Consider the following 23,082-nt stretch of genomic DNA (forward strand, 5'->3'; position numbering starts at 1 on the left):
CCCATGAGCTCGGTTCTGGACCTGCAGGCAGTCACGGTGCGCCGTGGCACGAAGACCATCCTCGACTCCGTGGACTGGCAGGTGAACGAGGGCGAGCGGTGGGTGATCCTGGGCCGCAACGGCGCGGGGAAGACGACCCTGCTGCAGATCGCGGCGGCGCGCATGCACCCCACCTCGGGGACCGCGGACCTGCTCGGCGAGCGGGTCGGGCGCACCGACATGTTCGAGCTTCGGCCCCGCATCGGTCTCGCGAGCGCGGCGCTCGCGGAGCAGATCCCCGCCGCGGAGACCGTGCGCAACGTGGTGCTGACCGCGGCGTACGGTGTCACGGGCCGTTGGCGGGAGACGTACGAGGACTTCGACGCCGAGCGTGCCGACGACCTCCTCGCGGCCTTCGACGTGCTGCCGCTGGCAGAGCGCCTGTTCGGGACCCTGAGCGAGGGTGAGCGCAAGCGTGTCCAGATCGCCCGCGCCCTCATGACGGACCCTGAGCTGCTGCTCCTCGACGAGCCTGCTGCGGGTCTCGACCTGGGCGGGCGTGAGGAGCTCGTCGGCGCTCTCTCGGAGCTCGCGGCGGACCCTGCCTCGCCCGTGCTGGTCCTGGTCACGCACCACGTCGAGGAGATCCCGCCGGGCTTCACGCACGTCATGCTCCTCAAGGACGGTGCCGTGCACCGCGCGGGGCCGTTGACCGAGGTGCTCACGGCCCAGAGCCTCAGCGAGGCGTTCGGGCTGCCACTGGTCGTCGCTCACGGCGGCGGGCGCTGGATGGCGCGCGCGGCTCGCTGACCGGCCCCGCGAGGGGCGGCGGGGGGCCCGCGACGGCCTCGCGAGGGGCGCGCACGGTGGTGTGCGCGACACGCCCGATAGGTGCACGGATCTCGTTCTTCCGGTAAAATCTGGGCAAAGAACGCAGGTGGTGTCGACACGTCGACGACGTGCAGCGAACAAGCCTCACGACGGAAGGAACCGTCATGGACTGGTTGTGGTGGGTCGGAGCAGGTCTGCTCTTCGTCCTCATCGAGATCATCTCCCTCGACCTCGTGCTGATCATGTTCGCGGGCGGGGCGTTCGCCGCGGCCGGCGTGAACGCGGCCGGTGGCCCCCTGTGGTTGCAGATCGTCACGTTCGCCGTGGTCTCTGCCGCGCTGCTGCTCTCTCTGCGTCCCTGGCTCCTGCGCCACCTGCGCCAGCGTGTCCCCTTGGCCGAGACCGGCGCCGCCGCCCAGGTCGGCCGGACCGCGGTCGTCGTGGACCGCGTGACCGAGCTCAGCGGCCGGATCAAGCTGCAGGGCGAGATCTGGAGCGCGCGGACCGTGGACGGTTCGCCCGAGCTGCCGATCGGCGCGGAGGTCCGGGTGGTGCGCATCGACGGCGCGACTGCGGTCGTCCGGTCGCTCGCCGCGGACAGCCACACGGTCTGATCCTGGCCGTGGTCCGCCCTCGGGCGTCTCGGCGGGTCATGGACCCGCACGGTGCCCCGCACCGCAACAGCACGACCAGTACCGCGTGACCCGTACAGCCCACCGAGAACCATCCTCAGGAGAAGATCGATGAGTGACCCAGACCCCGGAATGATCGCCGTGTACGTCGTCCTCGGACTGATCCTGCTGTTCGTGATCATCGCACTCGTCAAGGCCGTGCGGATCGTGCCGCAGGCGACCGCGCTGATCATCGAACGGCTGGGTCGGTACTCGAGCACGCTCGAGCCGGGACTGCACCTGCTCATCCCGTTCGTGGACCGTGTGCGTGCGGGCGTCGACCTGCGCGAGCAGGTCGTGTCGTTCCCCCCGCAGCCCGTGATCACGTCGGACAACCTCGTGGTCAGCATCGACACGGTCATCTACTTCCAGGTCACGGAGCCCAAGTCCGCGGTCTACGAGATCGCGAACTACATCCAGGGCATCGAGCAGCTCACGGTCACCACGCTCCGCAACGTCGTCGGTTCCATGGACCTCGAGCAGACCCTGACGAGCCGCGACCAGATCAACGGTCAGCTCCGTGGCGTGCTCGACGAGGCGACCGGTCGCTGGGGCGTGCGCGTCAACCGTGTCGAGCTCAAGTCGATCGACCCGCCCGCGAGCGTGCAGGGTTCGATGGAGCAGCAGATGCGCGCCGAGCGTGACCGTCGCGCGACGATCCTCACGGCCGAGGGCATCAAGCAGTCCCAGGTCCTGACGGCCGAGGGAGAGAAGCAGGCCGCGATCCTGCGGGCAGAGGGCAACGCCCAGGCCGCGATCCTGAACGCCGAGGGTGAGGCCCGCGCCATCCTGCAGGTCTTCGACGCCATCCACGAGGGCGACGCCGACCCCAAGCTGCTCGCCTACCAGTACCTCCAGATGCTGCCGAAGATCGCCGACGGCACCGCGAGCAAGCTCTGGGTCGTCCCCACCGAGTTCACGGCCGCGCTGGGCTCGATCGCCCAGGGCTTCGGCGGCGTCCCGACCCCGTCCGGCGAGGGGCTGGGGGCCTCCGAGGCGGCTCGTCGCGAGCGTGACCGCGACCGCGTGAAGTTCGGGACCCCGGCGCTGGTCGACCCGGCCGAGGCCCTCGCCGAGGCGCGTCGCCAGGCAGAGGCCGCGACGGCCGACGCCACGAGCGCGGGCACGCACTCTGGCCTGCCGTTCGACCAGCAGGCCGAGCGCGGGCAGCGTCCCGGGGGCCCGGGACAGCGCTTCGCACCGGCCCCCGAGCCGGGTACGGCCGCGCCGCGACCCCTCGGTGCGCCCCCGGCGGACGCTCCCGAGGACGGTGGCGTCCAGGACGCCCCGGACGAGCGCCCGTAGCAGGGTCAGCAGGGGCGTGCCCTTCGGGCACGGCAGGACCATCGGTACCCGGAGGGGCGTCGCGCGAGCGGCGCCCCTCCGGCGTTCACAGGGACCCCGCGCCCGACGCAGAACGACCCGTCGGTTGCGTCGAGCAACCTTGACGAGTGAGTGCTCACTCACTTAGTGTCGAGGGCGTGACCACACCCTCGGGCCGAGCCCGACCCATGAGTCGCGACGACCGTCGCGCAGCGATCGCCACCGCGACCGTCCCCCTGCTCGCGCGCTACGGCGCCGCGGTGACGACCCGCCAGATCGCCGAAGCCGCGAACGTCGCTGAGGGCACCTTGTTCCGGGCCTTCGAGGACAAGGACGAGCTCCTGCACGCGGCCCTGGTCGCGGCCCTCGACCCGGCGCCGCTGGTCCGGGCGATCCACGACCTCCCCGGGCACGACTCGCTCGAGACGACCCTCGTCGCCCTGGCGGACCTCGTCCAGCAGAGCCAGCGCGCGACGGCCAGGATCGTCCAGGTGGCTCACCAGTTCATGGGGGACCGGCACGGCCCGCACCGGCGCCACGGCGAGCAGGACGCGGACTCCCATCGAGACGCCCGGATGTCCGCCGTCCAGGACATCGTCGGTGCGATCGAGGCGCGCATCGCGCCCCACGCCCCCGAGCTGCGCACCGAGCCGCGCGTCGCGGCCAGCGTGTTCTTCTTCCTCGTGCACGGTCACGCGAGCCCCATGATGTCCCAGGACGGGCCGCTCGACCCGAGCCAGATCGTCGACGTCTTCCTGCACGGCGTCCTGGACGACCAGTGCCAGAGCACCGGCCCGCCCGCAGCCCCCGTCCCGACGGCGTCGCCCGCCTGACCTCGTCGCCTCGCCCTCTCGCCCCCACCCCTGACAGGACCCCCACATGCTCCTTCGTCTCCTGAGGACGTACCTGCGTCCCTATCGGACGCCCGTCGTGATCCTGCTCGTGCTCCAGCTCGTGCAGACCATCGCGACCCTCTACCTGCCCAGCCTCAACGCCGACATCATCGACAAGGGCGTCACGCAGGGCGACACCGCCTACATCATGCGCACGGGCGGCGTCATGCTCGTCATCAGCCTCGGGCAGGTGATCTGCGCGATCGTCGCGGTGTACTTCGGCGCCAAGGTCGCCATGTCGTTCGGGCGCGACGTGCGGGGCGGGCTCTTCACGCGCGTCCAGTCCTTCTCCGCGCAGGAGATGGGCGTGCTCGGCGCCCCGTCGCTCATCACGCGCACCACGAACGACGTCCAGCAGGTCCAGATGGTCGTGCTCATGGCCTTCACCATCATGGTCATGGCGCCCATCATGCTCGTGGGCGGCGTCATCATGGCGCTCCAGGAGGACGTCGAGCTCTCGGCGCTGCTGCTGGTCGTCGTGCCCGTCCTGGGGATCGTGGTCGGGCTGATCGTGTCCCGCATGGTGCCCTACTTCCGCAAGATGCAGAAGCGCATCGACGCGATCAACGGCGTGCTGCGCGAGCAGATCTCCGGTATCCGCGTCATCCGGGCGTTCGTGCGTGAGCGTCGCGAGGAGGAGCGGTTCGCCGTCGCGAACGACAGGCTCTACGACACGTCGCTGCGCGTGGGCAAGCTCATGGCGCTCATGTTCCCGACCGTCATGCTCGTCATGAACGCGACGAGCGTCGCGGTGCTGTGGTTCGGCGCGTACCGCGTCGAGGACGGGATGCAGATCGGCGCCCTGACCGCGTTCCTCAGCTACATCATGTACATCCTCATGGCCGTGATGATGTCGACCATGATCTTCATGATGGTCCCGCGTGCTGCGGTCTCGGCCGAGCGCATCGGCGAGGTCCTCGACACCGAGACGACCGTCGTCGAGCCTGCCGCTCCCATGCACCTCGCACCCCGCGCGGACCGGACCGGCGTCATCACGTTCTCCGGCGTCGACTTCCGCTACCCGGGCGCCGAGGACCCCGTGCTCCACGACCTCACGTTCACGGCCCGCCCGGGCGGGACGACCGCGATCATCGGGTCCACGGGGTCGGGCAAGACGACGCTGCTCCAGCTCGTCCCGCGGCTCTTCGACGCGACCGCCGGGTCCGTGCAGATCGACGGCACCGACGTCCGCGACGTCTCGCTCCAGGACCTGTGGTCGATGATCGGCTACGTGCCCCAGAAGGCGTACCTGTTCTCCGGGACCGTCGCGGACAACGTCCGCTACGGCAAGGAGGACGCGACCGACGAGGAGGTGTGGGAGGCGCTCGAGGTCGCGCAGGCGCGCGAGTTCGTCGAGCAGCTCGACGGCCGGCTCGACGCCCCCGTCGCGCAGGGCGGCACCAACTTCTCCGGCGGCCAGCGCCAACGGCTCGCGATCGCCCGCGCGATCGTGCGCAAGCCCAGCGTCTACCTGTTCGACGACTCGTTCTCGGCCCTCGACTACGCGACCGACGCGGCCCTGCGGCTCGCGCTCGCCCCGCGGACCCGCGATGCCACGGTCCTGCTCGTCGCCCAGCGCGTCGCGACCATCCGGCACGCCGAGCAGATCGTCGTGCTCGATCACGGCCGCATCGTCGGCACCGGCACCCACGACGAGCTCCTGGAGACGTGCGAGACGTACCAGGAGATCGTGTACTCGCAGCTCTCGGCGCAGGAGGCAGCATGAGCACCCAGACCCCCCGCCCGAGCGACAACCCGGGCGACAAGAACGCCGAGCCGGAGGTGACGCCGTCGGGCAGCGTGCAGGACGAGTCCGCGGGCGACGCGCCCGACCTGTCCACGACGCGCCTCAAGGGCCGCCCCCAGGGCGGCGGCCACGGACCCATGGGCGGCATGGGCATGCCCACCGAGAAGGCCATGGACTTCCGCGGCTCGCTCAAGCGCTTCGCGGGCTACCTGCGCGTCGAGCGCCTCGCCGTCGCAGCCATCACCGTCCTGTCGGTCCTGTCCGTGACGCTCGCCGTGCTGGGCCCCAAGCTGCTCGGCAACGGCACCAACGTCATCTTCGAGGGCGTGATCGGCTCCCAGATGCCCGCAGGTGTCAGCAAGGAGCAGGCCGTCGAGGCGCTGCGTGCCGACGGGCAGAGCACGCAGGCCGACATGCTCGCAGCGATGGACGTCGTGCCCGGGCAGGGCATCGACTTCACCGCGCTGCGCGTCATCCTGCTGTGGGTCCTCGCGATCTACGTCGGCTCGTTCCTGTTCGGCTGGATCCAGGGCCGCGTGACGACGTCGGTCGTGCAGCGCACCGTGCGTCGCCTGCGCGCCGAGGTCGAGGCCAAGCTGGGCCGGCTGCCGCTGTCGTACTTCGACCGGCAGAAGAAGGGCGAGGTCCTCAGCCGCGTCACCAACGACATCGACAACGTCGCACAGACCCTCCAGCAGACGCTCTCGCAGCTCGTGACCTCGGTCCTGACCGTGGTCGGCGTGCTCGCCATGATGTTCTGGATCTCGCCCCTGCTCGCGATCATCGCGCTCGTGACCGTGCCGCTGTCCGTGCTGATCACGGCCCTGATCGCCAAGCGCTCCCAACCGCAGTTCATCAAGCAGTGGGCCGCGACCGGGCGCCTCAACGCGCACGTCGAGGAGATGTACACGGGCCACGCGCTCGTCAAGGTCTACGGCCACCAGCAGACGGCCGTCGACACGTTCACCGACGAGAACGCCGAGCTGTACGACGCGAGCTTCAAGGCGCAGTTCATCTCGGGGATCATCCAACCCGCGATGGGATTCGTCGCGAACCTCAACTACGTGATCGTCGCGGTCGTCGGCGGTCTGCGCGTCGCGTCCGGCACGCTGTCGCTCGGTGACGTCCAGGCGTTCATCCAGTACTCGCGCCAGTTCACGCAGCCCATCACCCAGATCGCGTCCATGATGAACCTCCTGCAGTCGGGCGTCGCCTCCGCGGAGCGCGTGTTCGAGCTGCTCGACGCCGACGAGCAGACCCCGGACCCCTCGCCCGCGGTCGTGGTCACGGACGTGCAGGGCCGGGTCGCGTTCGAGGACGTCTCGTTCCGCTACGTGCCCGACCGCCCGCTCATCGACGACCTGTCGATCGTGGCCGAGCCCGGCCAGACCGTCGCGATCGTCGGACCCACGGGAGCCGGCAAGACGACGCTCGTGAACCTCATCATGCGGTTCTACGAGGTCGACGGCGGGCGCATCACGCTCGACGGGGTCGACACCCGGACCATGAGCCGCGACGGGCTGCGGTCCAACATCGGCATGGTGCTCCAGGACACCTGGCTCTTCAAGGGGACCATCGAGGAGAACCTGCGCTACGGCGTGCCCGACGGTGTCGAGGTCACCGAGGAGCAGTTCCTCGAGGCGACACGGGCGACCCACGTGGACCCGTTCGTGCGCACGCTGCCCGACGGGTACGCGACCGTGATCGACGACGAGGGCTCGGGCGTGAGCGCGGGGGAGAAGCAGCTCCTGACCATCGCGCGCGCGTTCCTCGCCGACCCGGCGATCCTCATCCTCGACGAGGCGACCAGCTCGGTCGACACGCGTACCGAGGTGCTCGTGCAGCAGGCCATGAACGCGCTGCGCGCCGGGCGCACGTCGTTCGTCATCGCGCACCGGTTGTCGACCATCCGCGACGCCGACGTCATCCTCGTCATGGAGGACGGCGCGATCGTGGAGATGGGCAACCACGAGGTGCTCATCGAGCGGGGCGGCGCGTACGCGCGGCTCTACGAGAGCCAGTTCGCGGCGGCCGCGGTCGAGGAGGTCGCCGAGGGCGAGACGACCCGCTGACGCGGGCCTCCCGTGAACGACGAGAGCCGGTGCCGCCTTCTGGGCGGTACCGGCTCTCGGGGTTTCGCCCGGGATGAGGGCGAGGTCGCTGCTGAGGGTCAGGAAGCGGTGTACCCGGCGTTGTCGCAGATCGTCTGGAGCTCGGCCACGGCCTCGGTCACCCCGGTCGTGTCGATCTCCGTCCCGGTCTCGTCGGCGATGTCGTCAGCCATCTGGAACGGGGTCTTGATCTTGCTGATGACGAGGTTGGTGTCCTCCGGGCCAGCGAGGCGCAGGATGGCCTCGAGCTGGATGTTGGTGCTGCGCATCGCGTTCGACTGGTCGTCCGTGAGGGCCGCCATGTCGAACTCGAGCTCGTCCGTGACGCGCTGCGCGACGGACTGCTCACCGCCGTCGAAGTACTTCGCGCACACCTGGAGGTTCGTCGCGCCGGCAGGGGTCTCGTCGGTGGCCGAGCCGCTGTCGGTCGTGGTGTCGGTACCGCACGCGCTCAGGAGCGCGATCGCGCCCACGGCAGCGAGTGCCATCATCTGCTTCTTCATGCATCCATGAAATCACGCGGGAACCGGGTCGAAAGTATGTATTAGTCGTACCGGGGTACAAGAGTGAGCGACGTCTCACCTGGGAGTTCCGTGGGAGCGTGTCGCCGTGGCGGCGATCACGTGCTGCTGTCAGGACGCGCCTCACAGCGACCCCTCAGCCGGGCCCCGGTCGCGAGGCCGGGCCGCCGCCGTGGGTGCGGGAGAATCTGGGCGTGCAGATCATCCACGTGACCGACCCCGCCGACCCCCGCCTCGCCGACTACACGAACCTCACGGACGTCGAGCTCCGCTCGAAGAACGAACCGGAGAAGGGCATGTACATCGCCGAGAGCACCACGGTGATCCACCGGGCGCTCGCGGCAGGGCACCGGCCACGCTCCTTCCTCATGGCGGAGAAGTGGCTCCCCGGGCTCGAGGAGGCGATCTCCGCCGTCGGGCTGGACGACGGGCCCGGCGGGACGGGCGAACCCGTGCCCGTGTACGTCGCCGAACCGGCCGTCCTGGAGTCGATCACCGGGTTCAACCTGCACCGCGGTGCGCTGTCCGCGATGCACCGGCCGGTCCTGCCGAGCGTGCACGAGCTGCTGACCACGGCCCGCGACGGGCAGGGCGCACGGCGCGTGGCGGTGCTGGAGGACATCGTCGACCACACGAACGTCGGCGCGATCTTCCGCGGGGCGGCCGGGCTCGGGGTGGACGCGGTGCTCGTGTCGCCGCGGTGCTCGGACCCGCTGTACCGGCGCAGCGTCCGGGTCTCGATGGGGACGGTGTTCCAGGTGCCGTGGACGCGGCTCGAGTCGTGGCCGGGCGGCGTCGAGGAGCTCCGCGAGCACGGGTTCACCGTCGCGGCGCTCGCGCTGTCGGACGACTCGCTCACGCTCGACGAGTACGTCGCGCGGGGCGACGAGAAATCGGCGTTCGTGTTCGGGACCGAGGGGCACGGGCTGCAGCGCTCGACGCTCGCGGCCGTGGACCACGTCGTGAAGATCCCGATGGCGGGGGGAGTGGACTCGCTCAACGTCGCGGCGAGCGCTGCCGTGGTGTTCTGGGCGACGCGGGCGTAGTCGTCGGGGGCCGTGCTGCTCCTGGCTCAGGGAGTGCGGGGCGCGCGCACCGGGCGCTCGGAGGGGCAGCGCGGTATCGTCGGCGCTGACGGGCTGGCGCCGACGTGGTGCGTCGCGACCGGGGGTCGGAGGTCTGATGGGCCGCTCGCACGACCCGCACCCGGGACCGAGCTCGCGCACGGCGAACCGGGCCGTCTCGATGACGATCCTGCGAGGCGTCACGATGCTCGTCGGTGCCGTCCTCCTCGTCGCAGGCGTCACGTTGCTGTCGGCCTTCGCATCCTGGCGCTTCGCCCCCGTCGCCGTGTCCTCCGGGAACGACGAGGCGTGGTCCGGCGCGTCGTCCCCGCGCTCCGTGAGCGTCACGATCGACGTCGGTACCCGCGTCGAGGCCGAGCTCGATCTCGAGGTGAGCAACGACGACCCGATCCTCCAGGACCGTGCGCAGAGGGCGCTCTACCAGAGCCCCTATCTGATCATGGCCGCGACCGGAGCCGTGAGGATCGAGGGGGCTGGCGGGAGCGCCTACCCTGTGCCCACCGCCGTCACCACGACGACGGGCCCGGAGACGAGCCACCTGACCCTTCGACTGATCTCGGACGACCTGGAGGCCGCCGAGGCCCCCTTCCGGATCGTCTACCTCGTCCCCGTCCACACCGAGTCCGAGGTCTCGGTCGAGACCGACGACGCCTGGGTCGTCAGCAGCGCAGCTCCTCGCCATCGGATCGACACACAGACGGCGTCGTCGGCCTCGACCGTCCCGTGGCGCGCCCAGGCGCCGAGCGAGGTCGTGTTCGGGATCGCCTCTCCGGACGCGCCTGTCACGGGTCCGGTACCGAGCTCGACGGGCAGGGCCTGGTGGTGGGACACTTCGGGCGCCGCAGCACTGGTGTGGACCTTTCTCGTATGGGCCGGGTTCTACCTGCTGCTGCTGCGCGACCGTCGGGCTTCCTCGGCACGTGAGGCCGCGACGCCCGCCCCCTGGACGGCCCTGGGCCCGCTCGTCGGTGTGCTGGGTCTGTTCAGCCTCACCCGCTACCTGGGCGTCCTCCAGGAGGTGCTGGGGAGTCGGTCCGGCCCTGGCACGGTGGCGCTCGACACGCCGGCCCAGCAGATCGCCGACCTGTCGCTCGGGGGCACACCTGTCCTCGCGGCCGTCGGTCTGGGCTTCGCGTGGGGCTGGAGCATGACGTTCCGCCCCGGGCAGCGGCGGGCCGTGTCACGGTGGTGGGCCCTCGGAGCGGGTGCAGCCTGTGTCGCCTCGTGCACCGCCCTGCTGGTCGCCCTGTTCGCGATCCCCGGCGCGGACCACATCGGCACGCCGACGCAGTCGTCGGCGTCGAGTGCCGCAGCGCTGATCGGCGCGGGTGGCGCGGTGCTCGTGGGAGCGGCGGTGCTGATCCGGACCCTGTCCGGTCGGCACGGTCTGCTCGGAGCGGTGGCGACGCTGTCGGTCAGTGCCTGCTTCGTCGCGCTGTCGGAGACCTACCGGATCCCCTGGGCGGCGCTCGCCGCGCACCTGCTCGTCGTGGCGGTCATCGTTCTCGCGCTGTGTGCCCTGGTGAACCGCGTCGCGCACGACATCGGCAGCACCAGCCGCACGGTGCGAACGTGGCTGATCCTGGGAACCGCGTCGTTCGTCGTCGCCACCACGGGCCCACGTCTCTTCGCCGAGTCCGAGCACGTCGGGCTCTCCGAAGCAGGTGCCCTCAGCGACCTGTTCGCCTCGGCGCTCACGATCGCGCTCGCGACCCTCCTCGTCGTGGGTGTCACCCGGGCTCGCCCGGCGCTCGGCGAGTGGATTCGTCGTGGGCTCTTCCTCGTCGCGGTCGTCGCCTTCCTGCGTTTCGTGACCTTCGGCGGAGTGCCGCTCTCCCTCGTGGCCGGCGCCGCGCTCATCGGGGCCCTGCTCATCCGTCGTGATGCCGAGACGGCGTGGTTTCCCGCAGGAGGGCCCGCCGTCGCTGCGTCTGTCCGCGAGTTCGTCCGCGAGGTCGGCAGCCAGCGCATGGACCGCGACTTCGCCGACGGCCTGCGCAAGGCGATCAGCAAGGGCAGCATCGGCGCTGACCGGCTCGAGGAGACCAAGTCCGCGATCGCGCGCGTCCACTACGAGCCGAGAGTAGTGCCCGCGTCGTCGATGAGCACAGGAGGGGCACCTGTCAGCGCGCTACGGCGCGGCGCGTTCGGTGCGGCGGTTGCCACGGTCGCCGGCGCACCGTTCGCCCTCGAGTCGATACGCCACATCCTCGACACGTCCGACGACAGGTCCGGCCCGTTCGTGCTGGTCGCGCTCCTCGGGGCCCTGCTGGCTCTGCGGTTCCCCGTCTACGGGTTCGCGTTCGGCTTCCTGTTCCCCGTCCTGCGAGGACACCGAGGACTCTCGAAGGCGCTCCTGACCGCGTTCGTCCTCGTCGTCACCGAGGCGATCGTGCTGCTCATCCCGTTCTCCGACGCGAACCTTCAGGGCGTCCTGCTCCTTCGAGTGCTCCAGCTCCTCACCGTCTTCCTCGCGCTCGGCTTCGCCTTCGACCTGCGGTCCCTGCGGTCCGCCGACCTCGGTCTCGACCGTGTCGGCGACATCTACAGCGTGAACCGCTTCGTCGTGTGGGGGGCAGGGATCCTCGTCGCTGCAGCCGCCGCGTTCGCGACGTCGCTCCTCGGCTCCGCTGCGGACACGCTCCTGCGGGCGATCACCGCGGTGAGCTCGTGAGCATGCACCGGCACCGCCTCCCGCCGGGCCCAGCAGGCGATCGCGACCACTCCCCGGCGCCGAGATCGACGACCGTGCGGTGACGTCCCGATGGTCGGGCGAGCAGCGGCGCCCCGTGCCGCGCGCTGCACCGCCTGACCTCGCAGGACGTCGATTGTGATAGAAAGCACAAAGTCGGGAGGCGGGGCGCCTCGCGCACGATCGCCCCCCGTTCTTCGGGCGAAACGCCCCCCGCCCGCTGCCGCCCGTGCGCCTGCCGCAGCCCGCCGTCGGGCGCCCTGGGGGAACGGGCGAGGAGCCCGTCCGAGTTTGATCCGCAACAACTCCCCGCGCCCGTAAAGCAGCAGGTCAACGGCCGTTCCCGGCCCGTGTCCCGGTTCGGGACCAAGGACGCCCCGACGGGACCTAGGTCCCGGTACGCACGAGTGAACTCGTCCCTATGTTGTGGGTGCCCCCAGCCCCACTTCTCGGACGGAGACACCCGGTGGTCACAGCCGACGTAGCCCCCAGACCAGCACACCAGGTGAGCACCGACGCGCGCCGCGACCTTCTCGACTGGGACCCCAACGACCCCCAGCGCTGGGACTCGAAGGTCGCGTGGAGCACGCTCTGGGTCACGACGTTCAACCTCATGCTCGCGTTCATCATCTGGTACCTGCCCGGGGCTCTCATCCCCACGCTCGGCACGGTCACCGGGTGGGACCTGAGCGAAAGCCAGTCGTACTGGCTGCTCGCGATGCCCGGCCTGACCGGTGGGCTCCTGCGCATCGTCTGGATGATGCTGCCGCCCATGCTCGGGACCCGCAAGATGCTCACGCTGTCCGCGCTGCTCATGATCATCCCGTTCGTCGGGTGGACCTGGGTCGTGATGCTCCCGACGCAGCCCTCGTACGCGCTGCTCGTCGCGCTCGCCCTCGCCGCCGGCCTCGGCGGCGGCGTCTTCTCGGGCTACATGCCCTCGACGTCGTACTTCTTCCCCAAGAGCAAGCAGGGCACGGCCCTGGGCCTGCAGGCCGGCATCGGGAACTTCGGCGTCTCGGTCGTCCAGTTCGTCGTGCCGTGGGCCATCGGGTTCGGGATGTTCGGCCTCGCCGGCCAGCTCGCGCACCCGCAGAACGCCGAGCCCCGCCAGGTCTGGCTGCAGAACCCGGGCCTCATCTTCATCCCGTTCGCCGTGGTCGGTGTCGTGCTCGCGTGGACCCTGCTCAAGTCGGTGCCCGTCAAGGCCAACCTCAAGCAGCAGTTCGACATCTTCCAGAACAAGCACACGTGGCTCATGACCATGGAGTACGTCCTGACGTTCGGGATCTTCTCCGGCCTCGCGGGCACGTTCGGCATGCTGCTCAAGCAGCAGTTCGGCCCCGAGTACCTGACGTGGGTCTTCCTCGGCGCGCTCGTCGGCTCGCTCGCCCGCATGTGCTGGGGGCCGCTGTGCGACCGGTTCGGCGGCGGCGTCTGGACCGTGGTGTCCGGGGTCGGCGTCGCGGCCTCGGCCGCGCTCGTCCTGTTCGGCCAGGTCACCGCGACCGACGGGGAGACGCCGAGCCTGCCGATCTTCATGACCGGGATGGTCCTGATCTTCTTCTTCTGCGGGGTCGGCAACGCCGCGACGTTCAAGCAGATGCCCATGATCTTCCCGGCCCGCCAGGCAGGCGGCGTGATCGGCTGGACCGCCGCGATCGCCGCGTTCGGACCGTTCCTGTTCTCGATGCTGTTCAACTACCTGCCGAGGACGGCCGTGTTCGGCGGGATCATCGCCTACGCCCTGCTGTGCGCGGGCATCGCCTGGCACTTCTACGCACGGCCCGGCGCCGAGGCCAAGAGCTGACCATGAGGTCGCCCGCAGTGCCCACCACCAGCCCCCGGGCCCGACGCTCAGCAGGCGTCGGGTGCGGGGCCGGCGGTGCCGAGAGCCCCGGGCCCCGCGGCCCCCGGCGCCCCGGCCACGACGATCGGGATCGGTGCGGCGTCGTCGTGGCGCCCCCGGTCGACGGTCTCGAGCCGCGCGACGCAGTGGTGCTGACCGAAGTTCGGCACCAGGGCCGTGGCACGCAGGTCCGAGCCGAGCTCGGCCAGGGTGCCGTTGATGAAGCCCGCGTGCAGGGAGCACACGACCTGCGGGGTGCTGCGGGCGGTCGCCACGAACGGGCAGTTGTTGAGCACGAGCGCGTCCATGCCCTTGCCGGGCGCGGAGACGTGCGCGGACGGCTCGCCGCGCGGGGTCGGCGCGAACCACAGCGCGTCGAGCTTGGACACGAGCAGGGTCGAGACCTCGTCCTCGGTGAGCACCTCGCCGGGGGCCGGGCGGTCGGCGAGCTTCTGCCCCCACGTGCGCCCCACGGTGTAGGTGAGGGTCGCGGCCTCGGGCACGTTGGCGGCGACCGCGGTCGTGAGCGCCTCGGCCAGGAGCCGGTAGGCCTGGGCCCGCTCGTGCGTCTGGTTGGGCAGTGTGCCGCGGTAGAGCACCTTGGGTCGGCCGGGCGTCGTCCGGGTCTGCTGGGTGCGCTCGGCGAGCCCGGCGTCGACGAGCGACTCCAGGTGGAAGCGCGCGGTGTTCTGGTGGATGCCGACCTCGTCGGCGATGTCCTGGACCGACACCGGCGCCTTGGAGTCTCGCAGCAGCTGGATGACGTGCGTGCGCCTGCCGCCATGGTCGCTGCGACCCGTCGTGCCGTCGAAACCTCCGTAGACCTGCTGCCTGGGCACCTGCTCGCCCCACTTCTTCCCGCTCGAGGACCACTGACGTCGAGGCGTCCGGCTGCCCCCGGCCGACGTCCTCACCACGACAACCATCGCACGAACGTCCCCCACGCCGTTCCCGAGGAGCACTCGCCATGACCATCGACGACCCGGCGACGATGTCGCCCCTGATGAAGAAGCTGCTCACGACCCGCAGCCACTTCCCGCAGACGGAGGTGTTCGACTCGGCGCACGCCATGATCGAGACGGACCCCTCGGAGTGGGACCGGTTCTACCGTGACCGCTGGGCGCACGACAAGGTGGTGCGCTCGACGCACGGCGTGAACTGCACCGGCTCGTGCGCGTGGGACGTGTACGTCAAGGACGGGCTCATCACCTGGGAGCACCAGGGCACGGACTACCCGACGACGGGGCTCGACAGCCCCGAGTACGAGCCCCGCGGTTGCCCGCGCGGGGCCTCGTTCTCCTGGTACACGTACTCGCCGTCGCGCGTGCGGTATCCCTATGTGCGCGGTGTCCTGCTCGACATGTACCTCGACGCCCGATGCCGACTTGGCGACCCCGTTCTCGCGTGGGCCGAGGTCGTCGAGAGCCCGCTCAAGGCGACGCTCTACAAGAAGGCCCGCGGCAAGGGCGGCCTGGTCCGTGCCGACTGGGAGCTCGCGACCGAGATCATGGCCGCAGCCCACGTCTACACGATCAAGCAGTACGGTCCCGACCGCTGCGTCGGCTTCACCCCGATCCCGGCCATGTCGATGGCGAGCTTCGGCGTCGGGACGCGCTTCCTGTCGATGATCGGCGGGACCCTTCTGAGCTTCTACGACTGGTACGCGGACCTGCCGCCCGCGAGCCCGCAGATCTGGGGCGACCAGACCGACGTCCCCGAGTCGGGCGACTGGTGGAACTCGAGCTACATCATGATGTGGGGCTCGAACGTCCCCGTGACGCGCACGCCCGACGCGCACTTCCTGGCCGAGGCCCGCTACAAGGGCACCAAGGTCGTCGCGGTCAGCCCCGACTACGCGGACAACGTGAAGTTCGCGGACGACTGGCTCGCTCCCGCCCCGGGCACGGACGGTGCGCTCGCGCAGGCCATGGGCCACGTGCTGCTCACCGAGTTCTACCGGGACCGCCAGGTCCCGTACTTCGAGGCCTACTCGCGCACGTACACGGACGCGCCGTTCCTGGTCACGCTCGACGAGGCCCCGGCAGCGCCCGGCGCCTCGGACGGCACAGGGCCCGACGGCGACCCCGCCCCGGTCTTCCGGCCCGCCAAGTTCCTCACGGCGGCCGACCTGGACGGGTTGCCCGTCGCGGGCGCGACGGGCGAGCGCCCCGAGTTCCGCCCGGTCTTCCTCGACACGGCCGCGGACGCGCTCACGGTGCCGAACGGTACGCTCGCGGACCGGTGGACCGAGGACGGCGTGGGGCGCTGGAACCTCGACCTCGAGGACCACGACCCGGCGCTGAGCCTCCTGGGTCTGACGCACGCGGGTGCCGAGGCGCGCGGCGTCGTCGTCGAGCTGCCGCGGTTCGACGTGGGGGAGACCGAGGGCGGGTCCTCGGTCCTGCGCGGCGTCCCGGCGATCCGCGTGGGCGACCGCCTCGTGACGACCGTGTTCGACCTGCTCATGGCGCAGTACGGCGTGGGCCGCGAGGGGCTGCCCGGCACGTGGCCCACGGGCTACGACGACGTGACGTCGCCCGGGACGCCCGCCTGGCAGGAGGCACTGACGGGCGTCCCGGCCGAGCAGTGCACCCGGATCGCGCGCGAGTTCACGCGCAACGCCGAGGTGAGCAACGGCAGGTCGATGATCATCATGGGCGCGGGCACCAACCACTGGTACCACGCGGACACCATCTACCGGACGTTCATCGCGCTCCTGACCCTCACCGGGTGCCAGGGCGTCAACGGTGGCGGCTGGGCCCACTACGTCGGGCAGGAGAAGGCTCGTCCCGTGACGGGGCAGCAGCACATGGGCTTCGCGCTCGACTGGCAGCGTCCCACGCGCCACATGGCCGGCACGGCGTTCTGGTACACCGCGACCGACCAGTGGCGCTACGAGGGTTTCGGGGCCGACGAGCTCGCGTCGCCCACCGGTCCGGGCACGCTCAAGGACCGCAGCATGATGGACTGCCTGACCCAGGCGGCCCGCATGGGCTGGACGCCGTCGCACCCCGGGTTCGACCGCAACCCCCTCGACCTGTGCGACGAGGCCGAGGCCGCGGGCGTGCCGGTCGCCGACCACGTGGTCTCCGAGCTGCGCAGCGGCGCTCTGAAGTTCGCGGTCGAGGACCCCGACGACCCGCAGAACTTCCCGCGTGTCCTGACCGTCTGGCGCGCGAACCTCATCGGCAACTCGGCCAAGGGCAACGAGTACTTCATCAAGCACCTGCTGGGCGCCGACTCGTCGCTGCGCGCGCACGAGACACCGCCCGAGCGCCGCCCCGAGGAGGTCGTCTGGCGGGACGAGGCCCCCGAGGGCAAGCTCGACCTGCTGACCAACATCGACTTCCGCATGACCTCGACCTCGCTGTTCGCCGACGTGGTCCTGCCCGCGGCGACCTGGTACGAGAAGCAGGACATCTCGACCACGGACATGCACCCGTTCGTGCACGCCCTCAACGCAGCCATCGCGCCGCCGTGGCAGGCCCGGACCGACTACGACGCGTTCCTGGGCCTCGCGGACAAGGTCTCCGAGCTCGCCAAGATCCACCTGGGCACCCGCACCGACGTCATCGCGGCGCCCCTCACGCACGACACCCCTGACGAGATGGCCCAGCCCGGAGGCGTCGTCCTCGACTGGCGCAAGGGCGAGTGCGAGCCGATCCCCGGCGTGACCATGCCGCGTCTGGTGACGATCGAGCGCGACTACACGCAGATCGCCGAGAAGATGCGCGCTGTGGGCCCGCTGATCTCCAAGGTCGGCACCACGACCAAGGGCGTCACGGTCGTCCCCGAGCAGGCCGTCGAGTTCCTCAAGAAGGCCAACGGCGTGCGCAAGGACGGCGTCGCGAAGGGACGGCCGTCGCTCGAGACCGCTGCGCACTTCTGCGAGGCGATCCTCGCGCTGTCCGGCACGACCAACGGCGCGGTCTCGGTCGCGGGCTTCACGGCCCTCGAGAAGCGCGTCGGCAAGCCGCTCGCGGACCTGGCCGAGGAGAACCACGACCGTCAGGTCACGTTCGCCCAGACCCTGACCGGGCCGCAGAACGTCTTCACGAGCTACGAGTGGTCGGGCTCCGAGCAGGGCGGGCGGCGCTACTCACCGTTCGTGGTCAACGTCGAACGGCTCAAGCCGTGGCACACGCTCACGGGGCGCCAGCACTTCTTCGTCGACCACGACTGGATGACCGAGCTCGGCGAACAGCTCCCCGTCTACCGGCCGCCGCTCGACATGGCGCGCCACTTCGGACACCAGGGCTTCAGCGAGCCCGGCTCGACCGAGGTCACCGTGCGCTACCTGACGCCGCACTCCAAGTGGTCCATGCACTCCCAGTTCCAGGACAACCCGTACATGCTCGCGCTCTCGCGCGGGGGCCCCACGATCTGGATCTCCGAGGAGGACGCGCAGACCGCGGGCATCGCGGACAACGACTGGATCGAGGCCGTCAACCGCAACGGCGTGGTCGTGGCCCGGGCCGTGGTCTCGCACCGCATGCCCACGGGCACGGTCTACATGTACCACTCGAAGGACCGCAACATCGACGTACCCAAGGCCGAGGCGTCGGGCAAGCGAGGGGGCATCCACAACGCGCTGACCATGATCATGATGAAGCCCACGCACCTCCTGGGCGGGTACGGCCAGCTCACCTACGCCTTCAACTACTACGGGCCGACCGGCAACCAGCGCGACGAGTACACGGTCATCCGTCGCCGCAACCAGGAAGTGGAGTACTGAGATGCGGGTCATGTCGCAGGTAGCGATGGTCATGAACCTCGACAAGTGCATCGGGTGCCACACGTGCTCGGTCACGTGCAAGCAGACGTGGACCAACCGCGACGGCGTCGAGTACGTGTGGTTCAACAACGTCGAGACCAAGCCCGGGACGGGGTACCCGCGCGGGTACGAGGACCAGGACCGGTGGCACGGCGGGTGGGAGCTCGACCGCAAGGGACGGCTCCGGCTCCGCTCGGGCGGGCGGCTGCGGCGCCTCGCGTCGATCTTCGCGAACCCCGACCTCCCGGGGCTCGACGACTACTACGAGCCCGCGACGTACGACTTCGACCAGCTGATCTCCGCGCCGGCGAACTCGCCGCAGATCCCCGTGGCCCGGCCCAAGAGCGCGATCACGGGCAAGGACATGAAGATCACGTGGGGACCCAACTGGGACGACGACCTGGGCGGCTCGCCGCACATCGCATCGAAGGACCCCAACCTCGCGTCGATGGTCGACAAGGTCCGGCTCTCGTTCGAGCAGACGTTCATGTTCCACCTGCCCCGGATCTGCGAGCACTGCCTCAACCCGGCATGCGTCTCGGCCTGCCCGTCGTCGGCCATGTACAAGCGCGTCGAGGACGGGATCGTGCTCGTCGATCAGGACGCGTGCCGCGGGTGGCGCATGTGCGTCTCGGCATGCCCCTACAAGAAGGTCTACGTCAACCACCAGACCGGCAAGGCCGAGAAGTGCACGTTCTGCTTCCCGCGCATCGAGGCGGGCCAGCCGACCGTGTGCGCCGAGACGTGCGTCGGGCGGCTGCGGTACATCGGCCTCGTGCTCTACGACGCCGACGCGGTCGAGGCCGCGGCGTCCGTCCAGGACCCGAAGGACCTGCTCGACGCCCAGCGCGACGTCTTCCTCGACCCCACGGACCCCGAGGTCATCGCCGCGGCACGGGCCGCGGGCATCGCCGAGGACTGGATCGACGCCGCCCAGCGCTCGCCCATCTGGAAGCTCGTCCAGAAGTTCAAGGTCGCCCTCCCGCTGCACCCCGAGTACCGCACCATGCCCATGGTCTGGTACGTGCCGCCGCTCTCTCCCGTCCTGGACGTCACGACCGAGCTCGGCAAGGACGACGCCGACGCCGACGACGTGTTCCACACCATCGCGTCGCTGCGCATCCCGCTCGAGTACCTCGCGAGCCTGTTCTCGGCCGGGGACGTCGACGTCGTCGCGGGCGTCCTCATGAAGCTCGCCGCGATGCGCAGCCACATGCGCCGCCGCACGCTCGACGGAGAGGTCGACCAGGCCCTGCTCGACCAGGTCGGGTACACGGCCGAGGACGTCGAGGAGCTCTACCGGCTCCTGGCCATCGCCAAGATGGAGGACCGCTACGTCATCCCCGCAGCCCACAAGGAGGACGCGGCCGAGATGGCCTCGTGGGCCTCGGGCTGCTCGCTCGACAACCCGGGCGGGCCCGGCATGAGCGCGGCCTCCACGCGCGGCGGACCCGTCTCGGTGCCCCTGCAGGTCCGGAGGCCGTCATGACGACCCAGGCTCCGCCGTCGGGCCGCAGGAGCAGGGGAGTGAGCATTCCGCTCCTGCGGCGCTCGCGGCGCAAGGACCTCGTCGAGGTGCCCGCCCGGGCCGACGTCCTGGCCCTGGCCAGCATCCTGCTGTCCTACCCCGACGACGCCTGGTACGCCGACGCCCACGAGATGGGCGCGGCCGTCGCGGCCCTGCCGGACTCGGCCCCGGCCGCGCACCTGCGCGCGTTCTGGGACCAGCACGCGCGGATGGAGCCGCGCGCCGCGCGCGCCCACTACGTCGAGACGTTCGACCTGCGCCGCAAGTCGTCGCTGTTCCTCAGCTACTACCTGCACGGCGACACGCGCCAGCGCGGCATGGCGCTCCTCGCGCTCAAGCAGCGCTACCGCGCGTGCGGGTTCGCCCCCGACGACGGCGAGCTGCCCGACTACCTGCCCATGGTCCTCGAGTTCGCCTCGCGTGCCGGGACCGGGGCGGGCGAGGCCCCGCTGCGGACCCACCGCGGCGGGATCGAGCTCGTCCGCCGCTCGCTCGCCGACCGCGGCTCGCACTACCGCGAGATCCTCGAGGCGATCGGCGACCTGCTCGGTCCCGTGACGGACCGCCAGCGCGGCGAGGTCGACCAGCTCGCACTTGCCGGTCCGCCCACGGACGACGCGGGGCTCGAGATCGCGTCGATGCCCTACGGGGGAGCGAGCTGGACCGACACGCCCGGCGCGCCCTTCGGCCCCCCGGAATTCACCTGCGCCCCGGAAGGACGCTGACTCATGTGGGACACCCTCCTCTTCGTGGTGCTGCCGTACGTCTGCCTCGCGATCTTCGTCGTCGGGCACGTGTGGAGGTACCGCAACGACCAGTTCGGCTGGACGACCCGCACGAGCCAGGTGCTCGAGAAGCGGTGGCTCGCGTGGGGCTCGCCCCTGTTCCACTTCGGGGCGCTGTTCGCGATCCTCGGCCACGCCGCGGGGCTCCTGATCCCGACGTCGTGGACCCGGGCCCTCGGGATCTCCGACCACACGTACCACGTGGTCGCGGTCGCGGCCGGGACCGTCGCGGGGGTCGTGCTGTGCGCGGGCCTCGCGATCCTGCTGCTGCGCAGGTTCTACGTCTCGGACCGCATCCGCGTCGTCACGACCCCCATGGACCGGGTCCTGTACCTCCTGCTCACCGTCGAGATCGCGGTCGGCATGTGGCAGACCGTCGCGATCAACGTGTTCGGCTCGGGCTACGAGTACCGCGGCACGGTCTCGGTGTGGTTCCGCCAGCTCTTCATGCTCCAGCCCGACCCGTCGCTCATCACCTCGGCACCTGCGGTCTACGGCTGGCACGCCGTCCTCGCGTGCCTCCTCCTCGCGATCTGGCCCTTCACACGGCTCGTGCACGTGTGGTCCGTGCCCGTCGCGTACCTCGCCCGGCCGTACGTGGTCTACCGGCAGCGCTCCGCCGCGCCGGGGCGGGGCAAGGTGCGGGCATGAGCGCGGACCGAGCCGACGTCGCCCTGGGTGCCCGCGTCGTCCTCACGGGTGTGGGGGAGTCCGTCCTCGACGTCGCCGCGCACGAGCGCGCGGTGGCCTGCGCGCACGCCGGTGCCGTCGTGACCTTCGCGGGCGTGGTGCGCGACCACGACGGCGGCCGGTCCGTCGCCGCGCTCACGTACGAGGCGCACCCCGACGCGGACCGCATCCTGGGCGAGATCGCGGCGCGCGTCGCAGCCCGCTCGGGCGCGGTCCGGGTCGCGGTGTCCCACCGCGTGGGCGACCTCACGATCGGCGACGTCGCGCTCGTCGCGGCCGTGTCCTCGGCCCACCGCGCCCAGGCCTTCGCGGCGTGCGGCGACCTGGTCGAGGAGGTCAAGGCGGAACTGCCCGTGTGGAAGCGCCAGGTCTTCGCCGACGGCACGCACGAGTGGGTCGGGGCGCTGTGAGCATCGCGCCCACGGTCGAGCGCACGGTCGGGGACCTCCTGCCCGACGGCGCCCCACCCGCCGAGCACGTCGCGCCCGGACGCGCGGACCCAGGGCGCGCGACGCCGTCGGGAGCTCTCCCGCCAAGGCGCGCGACGCCGTCGGACGCGGACCGGCGAGACGCTCCCGGGCTCGTCGACCGGTTCGGGCGGCGCCACCGCGACCTGCGGATCTCCCTGACCGACCGCTGCTCCCTGCGGTGCACCTACTGCATGCCCGCCGAGGGGATGCCGTGGCTGGCCTCCGACGAGCTCCTCACGGTCACCGAGATGACCCGTGTCGCGGCCGTCGCGGTCCGGCACGGGATCCAGGAGATCCGCCTCACGGGCGGCGAACCGCTCCTGCGCCCCGACATCGTCGAGATCGTGACAGGCCTGGCCGCGCTCCCCGGCGCCCCCGAGGTGTCGATGACCACCAACGGACTGCGGCTGCCGGCGCTCGCCGCCCCGCTGCGCGACGCCGGGCTGAGCCGGCTCAACACGTCGCTCGACACCCTGCGGCGCGACCGGTACGCGCAGCTGACACGCCGCGACCGCCTGGACCAGGCGCTCGCCGGGCTCGCCGCCGCCGACCGGGCGGGCTTCACGAGGACCAAGCTCAACGCCGTCCTCGTGCGGGGCGTCAACGACGACGAGACGGTCGACCTGCTGCGGTTCGCGCTCGAGCGCGGCTACGAGCTGCGGTTCATCGAGCAGATGCCGCTCGACGCGGGCCGCACCTGGACCCGTGAGGGCATGGTCACGGCCGACGAGGTGCTCGCCTCGCTCAGCAGGTCCTTCGACCTCGCCCCCGTGCCCACGCGCGGCGCGGCGCCCGCCGAACGGTGGACGGTCGACGGCACCGACGCCGTCGTCGGGATCGTGGCCTCCGTGACACGACCCTTCTGCGGGGCCTGCGACCGGATCCGCCTCACGTCCGACGGCCAGCTCCGCAGCTGCCTGTTCGCGCACGACGAGACCGACCTGCGGACGCTCCTGCGCGCAGGAGCCGACGACGAGCAGATCGCGGCAGCACTCGGCCTCGCAGTCCGCACCAAGGCCGCCGGGCACACCATCGGCAGCGCCGACTTCGAACAACCCGCCCGCGGCATGTCCGCGATCGGCGGATGACCCCCACCCGCAACCGCACCGAACCCGCACCACAAGGAGCGACGA

At 70.9% G+C, this 23,082-nt stretch carries 17 protein-coding genes; 15 read left to right on the top strand and 2 right to left on the bottom strand.

All coding sequences use genetic code 11. The annotated features are described in order from the left end of the window. The first annotated feature begins 3 nt into the window (after window positions 1-3). From IE95_RS0113985 to IE95_RS0114010, 6 genes are all read left to right on the top strand, one after another. Window positions 4-789, top strand: a complete 786-nt coding sequence (locus IE95_RS0113985; protein ID WP_030152239.1) for an ABC transporter ATP-binding protein — start codon at window positions 4-6, stop codon at window positions 787-789. Window positions 790-974: 185 nt separating this feature from the next. Further along, on the top strand, window positions 975-1,424 hold the full coding sequence (locus IE95_RS0113990) for an NfeD family protein (RefSeq protein WP_030152240.1): 450 nt from the start codon (window positions 975-977) through the stop codon (window positions 1,422-1,424). A gap of 129 nt (window positions 1,425-1,553) precedes the next feature. Continuing rightward, window positions 1,554-2,786, top strand: a complete 1,233-nt coding sequence (locus IE95_RS0113995) for an SPFH domain-containing protein (RefSeq protein WP_030152241.1) — start codon at window positions 1,554-1,556, stop codon at window positions 2,784-2,786. 206 nt (window positions 2,787-2,992) lie between these two features. Further along, the gene (locus tag IE95_RS0114000) at window positions 2,993-3,637 is read left to right on the top strand and encodes a TetR/AcrR family transcriptional regulator (protein WP_030152242.1); all 645 of its coding nucleotides are present in this window, start codon (window positions 2,993-2,995) and stop codon (window positions 3,635-3,637) included. 46 nt (window positions 3,638-3,683) lie between these two features. Then, window positions 3,684-5,423: an ABC transporter ATP-binding protein gene (locus IE95_RS0114005; protein ID WP_030152243.1), complete on the top strand. Its 1,740-nt coding sequence runs from the start codon at window positions 3,684-3,686 to the stop codon at window positions 5,421-5,423. Next, window positions 5,420-7,516 (top strand): ABC transporter ATP-binding protein, encoded by a 2,097-nt coding sequence (locus IE95_RS0114010; protein WP_164984136.1) that lies wholly within the window; start codon window positions 5,420-5,422, stop codon window positions 7,514-7,516. Before IE95_RS0114005 ends, IE95_RS0114010 begins: the two co-directional genes overlap by 4 nt. Window positions 7,517-7,614: 98 nt before the next feature. Here IE95_RS0114010 and IE95_RS0114015 read toward each other — a convergent pair whose 3' ends face one another. Then, window positions 7,615-8,058, bottom strand: coding sequence for a hypothetical protein (locus tag IE95_RS0114015; RefSeq protein ID WP_030152245.1), 444 nt, complete (start codon window positions 8,056-8,058; stop codon window positions 7,615-7,617). A 212-nt stretch (window positions 8,059-8,270) separates the two neighbouring features. On the opposite strand from IE95_RS0114015, the gene IE95_RS0114020 reads away from it, so the two are divergent. The 3 genes from IE95_RS0114020 (at window position 8,271) to IE95_RS0114030 (ending at window position 13,663) form a co-directional block, all read left to right on the top strand. After that, window positions 8,271-9,122 (top strand): TrmH family RNA methyltransferase, encoded by an 852-nt coding sequence (locus IE95_RS0114020; protein ID WP_030152246.1) that lies wholly within the window; start codon window positions 8,271-8,273, stop codon window positions 9,120-9,122. Window positions 9,123-9,258: 136 nt separating this feature from the next. Continuing rightward, window positions 9,259-11,835, top strand: coding sequence for a hypothetical protein (locus IE95_RS0114025; protein ID WP_030152247.1), 2,577 nt, complete (start codon window positions 9,259-9,261; stop codon window positions 11,833-11,835). A 523-nt stretch (window positions 11,836-12,358) separates the two neighbouring features. After that, window positions 12,359-13,663 carry an MFS transporter gene (locus tag IE95_RS0114030; RefSeq protein ID WP_030152248.1) on the top strand — a complete coding sequence of 435 codons (1,305 nt, stop codon included), beginning with the start codon at window positions 12,359-12,361 and terminating at the stop codon, window positions 13,661-13,663. 47 nt (window positions 13,664-13,710) lie between these two features. On the opposite strand, the gene IE95_RS19715 is transcribed toward IE95_RS0114030, so the two are convergent. Further along, on the bottom strand, window positions 13,711-14,628 hold the full coding sequence (locus IE95_RS19715; protein WP_129429588.1) for a helix-turn-helix transcriptional regulator: 918 nt from the start codon (window positions 14,626-14,628) through the stop codon (window positions 13,711-13,713). A gap of 41 nt (window positions 14,629-14,669) precedes the next feature. Between IE95_RS19715 and IE95_RS0114040 the strand changes: the two genes are divergently transcribed. Genes IE95_RS0114040 through moaA form a run of 6 tightly spaced genes read left to right on the top strand, consistent with a single transcriptional unit; the run spans window position 14,670 to window position 23,037 of the window. Further along, window positions 14,670-18,437 (top strand): nitrate reductase subunit alpha, encoded by a 3,768-nt coding sequence (locus IE95_RS0114040; protein ID WP_030152250.1) that lies wholly within the window; start codon window positions 14,670-14,672, stop codon window positions 18,435-18,437. A 1-nt stretch (window position 18,438) separates the two neighbouring features. After that, window positions 18,439-19,965, top strand: coding sequence for a nitrate reductase subunit beta (gene narH / locus IE95_RS0114045; protein ID WP_030152251.1), 1,527 nt, complete (start codon window positions 18,439-18,441; stop codon window positions 19,963-19,965). A 38-nt stretch (window positions 19,966-20,003) separates the two neighbouring features. Beyond that, entirely contained in the window at window positions 20,004-20,729 is a 726-nt protein-coding gene (gene narJ / locus IE95_RS0114050; protein ID WP_240666338.1) for a nitrate reductase molybdenum cofactor assembly chaperone, read from the top strand. Window positions 20,730-20,732: 3 nt separating this feature from the next. Then, entirely contained in the window at window positions 20,733-21,440 is a 708-nt protein-coding gene (narI, locus tag IE95_RS0114055; RefSeq protein ID WP_030152253.1) for a respiratory nitrate reductase subunit gamma, read from the top strand. Beyond that, window positions 21,437-21,889 (top strand): molybdenum cofactor biosynthesis protein MoaE, encoded by a 453-nt coding sequence (locus IE95_RS0114060; RefSeq protein WP_030152254.1) that lies wholly within the window; start codon window positions 21,437-21,439, stop codon window positions 21,887-21,889. Before narI ends, IE95_RS0114060 begins: the two co-directional genes overlap by 4 nt. Continuing rightward, entirely contained in the window at window positions 21,886-23,037 is a 1,152-nt protein-coding gene (gene moaA, locus IE95_RS0114065; protein WP_276319053.1) for a GTP 3',8-cyclase MoaA, read from the top strand. The genes IE95_RS0114060 and moaA overlap by 4 nt, the downstream gene beginning before the upstream one ends. The last annotated feature ends 45 nt before the right edge of the window (window positions 23,038-23,082 follow it).

The sequence above is a fragment of the Oerskovia turbata genome (genome assembly GCF_000718325.1).
GTDB lineage: Bacteria > Actinomycetota > Actinomycetes > Actinomycetales > Cellulomonadaceae > Oerskovia > Oerskovia turbata.

Excerpts from the sequence above, each read along its gene's own strand:
- IE95_RS19715 (WP_129429588.1), bottom strand. The coding sequence starts at position 14,628 with ATGGTTGTCGTGGTGAGGACGTCGGCCGGGGGCAGCCGGACGCCTCGA.
- narI (WP_030152253.1), top strand. The coding sequence starts at position 20,733 with ATGTGGGACACCCTCCTCTTCGTGGTGCTGCCGTACGTCTGCCTCGCG.
- IE95_RS0114060 (WP_030152254.1), top strand. The coding sequence starts at position 21,437 with ATGAGCGCGGACCGAGCCGACGTCGCCCTGGGTGCCCGCGTCGTCCTC.
- IE95_RS0114015 (WP_030152245.1), bottom strand. The coding sequence starts at position 8,058 with ATGAAGAAGCAGATGATGGCACTCGCTGCCGTGGGCGCGATCGCGCTC.
- IE95_RS0114005 (WP_030152243.1), top strand. The coding sequence starts at position 3,684 with ATGCTCCTTCGTCTCCTGAGGACGTACCTGCGTCCCTATCGGACGCCC.
- IE95_RS0114000 (WP_030152242.1), top strand. The coding sequence starts at position 2,993 with ATGAGTCGCGACGACCGTCGCGCAGCGATCGCCACCGCGACCGTCCCC.
- IE95_RS0113995 (WP_030152241.1), top strand. The coding sequence starts at position 1,554 with ATGAGTGACCCAGACCCCGGAATGATCGCCGTGTACGTCGTCCTCGGA.
- IE95_RS0114025 (WP_030152247.1), top strand. The coding sequence starts at position 9,259 with ATGGGCCGCTCGCACGACCCGCACCCGGGACCGAGCTCGCGCACGGCG.
- narH (WP_030152251.1), top strand. The coding sequence starts at position 18,439 with ATGCGGGTCATGTCGCAGGTAGCGATGGTCATGAACCTCGACAAGTGC.
- IE95_RS0113990 (WP_030152240.1), top strand. The coding sequence starts at position 975 with ATGGACTGGTTGTGGTGGGTCGGAGCAGGTCTGCTCTTCGTCCTCATC.
- IE95_RS0113985 (WP_030152239.1), top strand. The coding sequence starts at position 4 with ATGAGCTCGGTTCTGGACCTGCAGGCAGTCACGGTGCGCCGTGGCACG.
- IE95_RS0114040 (WP_030152250.1), top strand. The coding sequence starts at position 14,670 with ATGACCATCGACGACCCGGCGACGATGTCGCCCCTGATGAAGAAGCTG.
- IE95_RS0114010 (WP_164984136.1), top strand. The coding sequence starts at position 5,420 with ATGAGCACCCAGACCCCCCGCCCGAGCGACAACCCGGGCGACAAGAAC.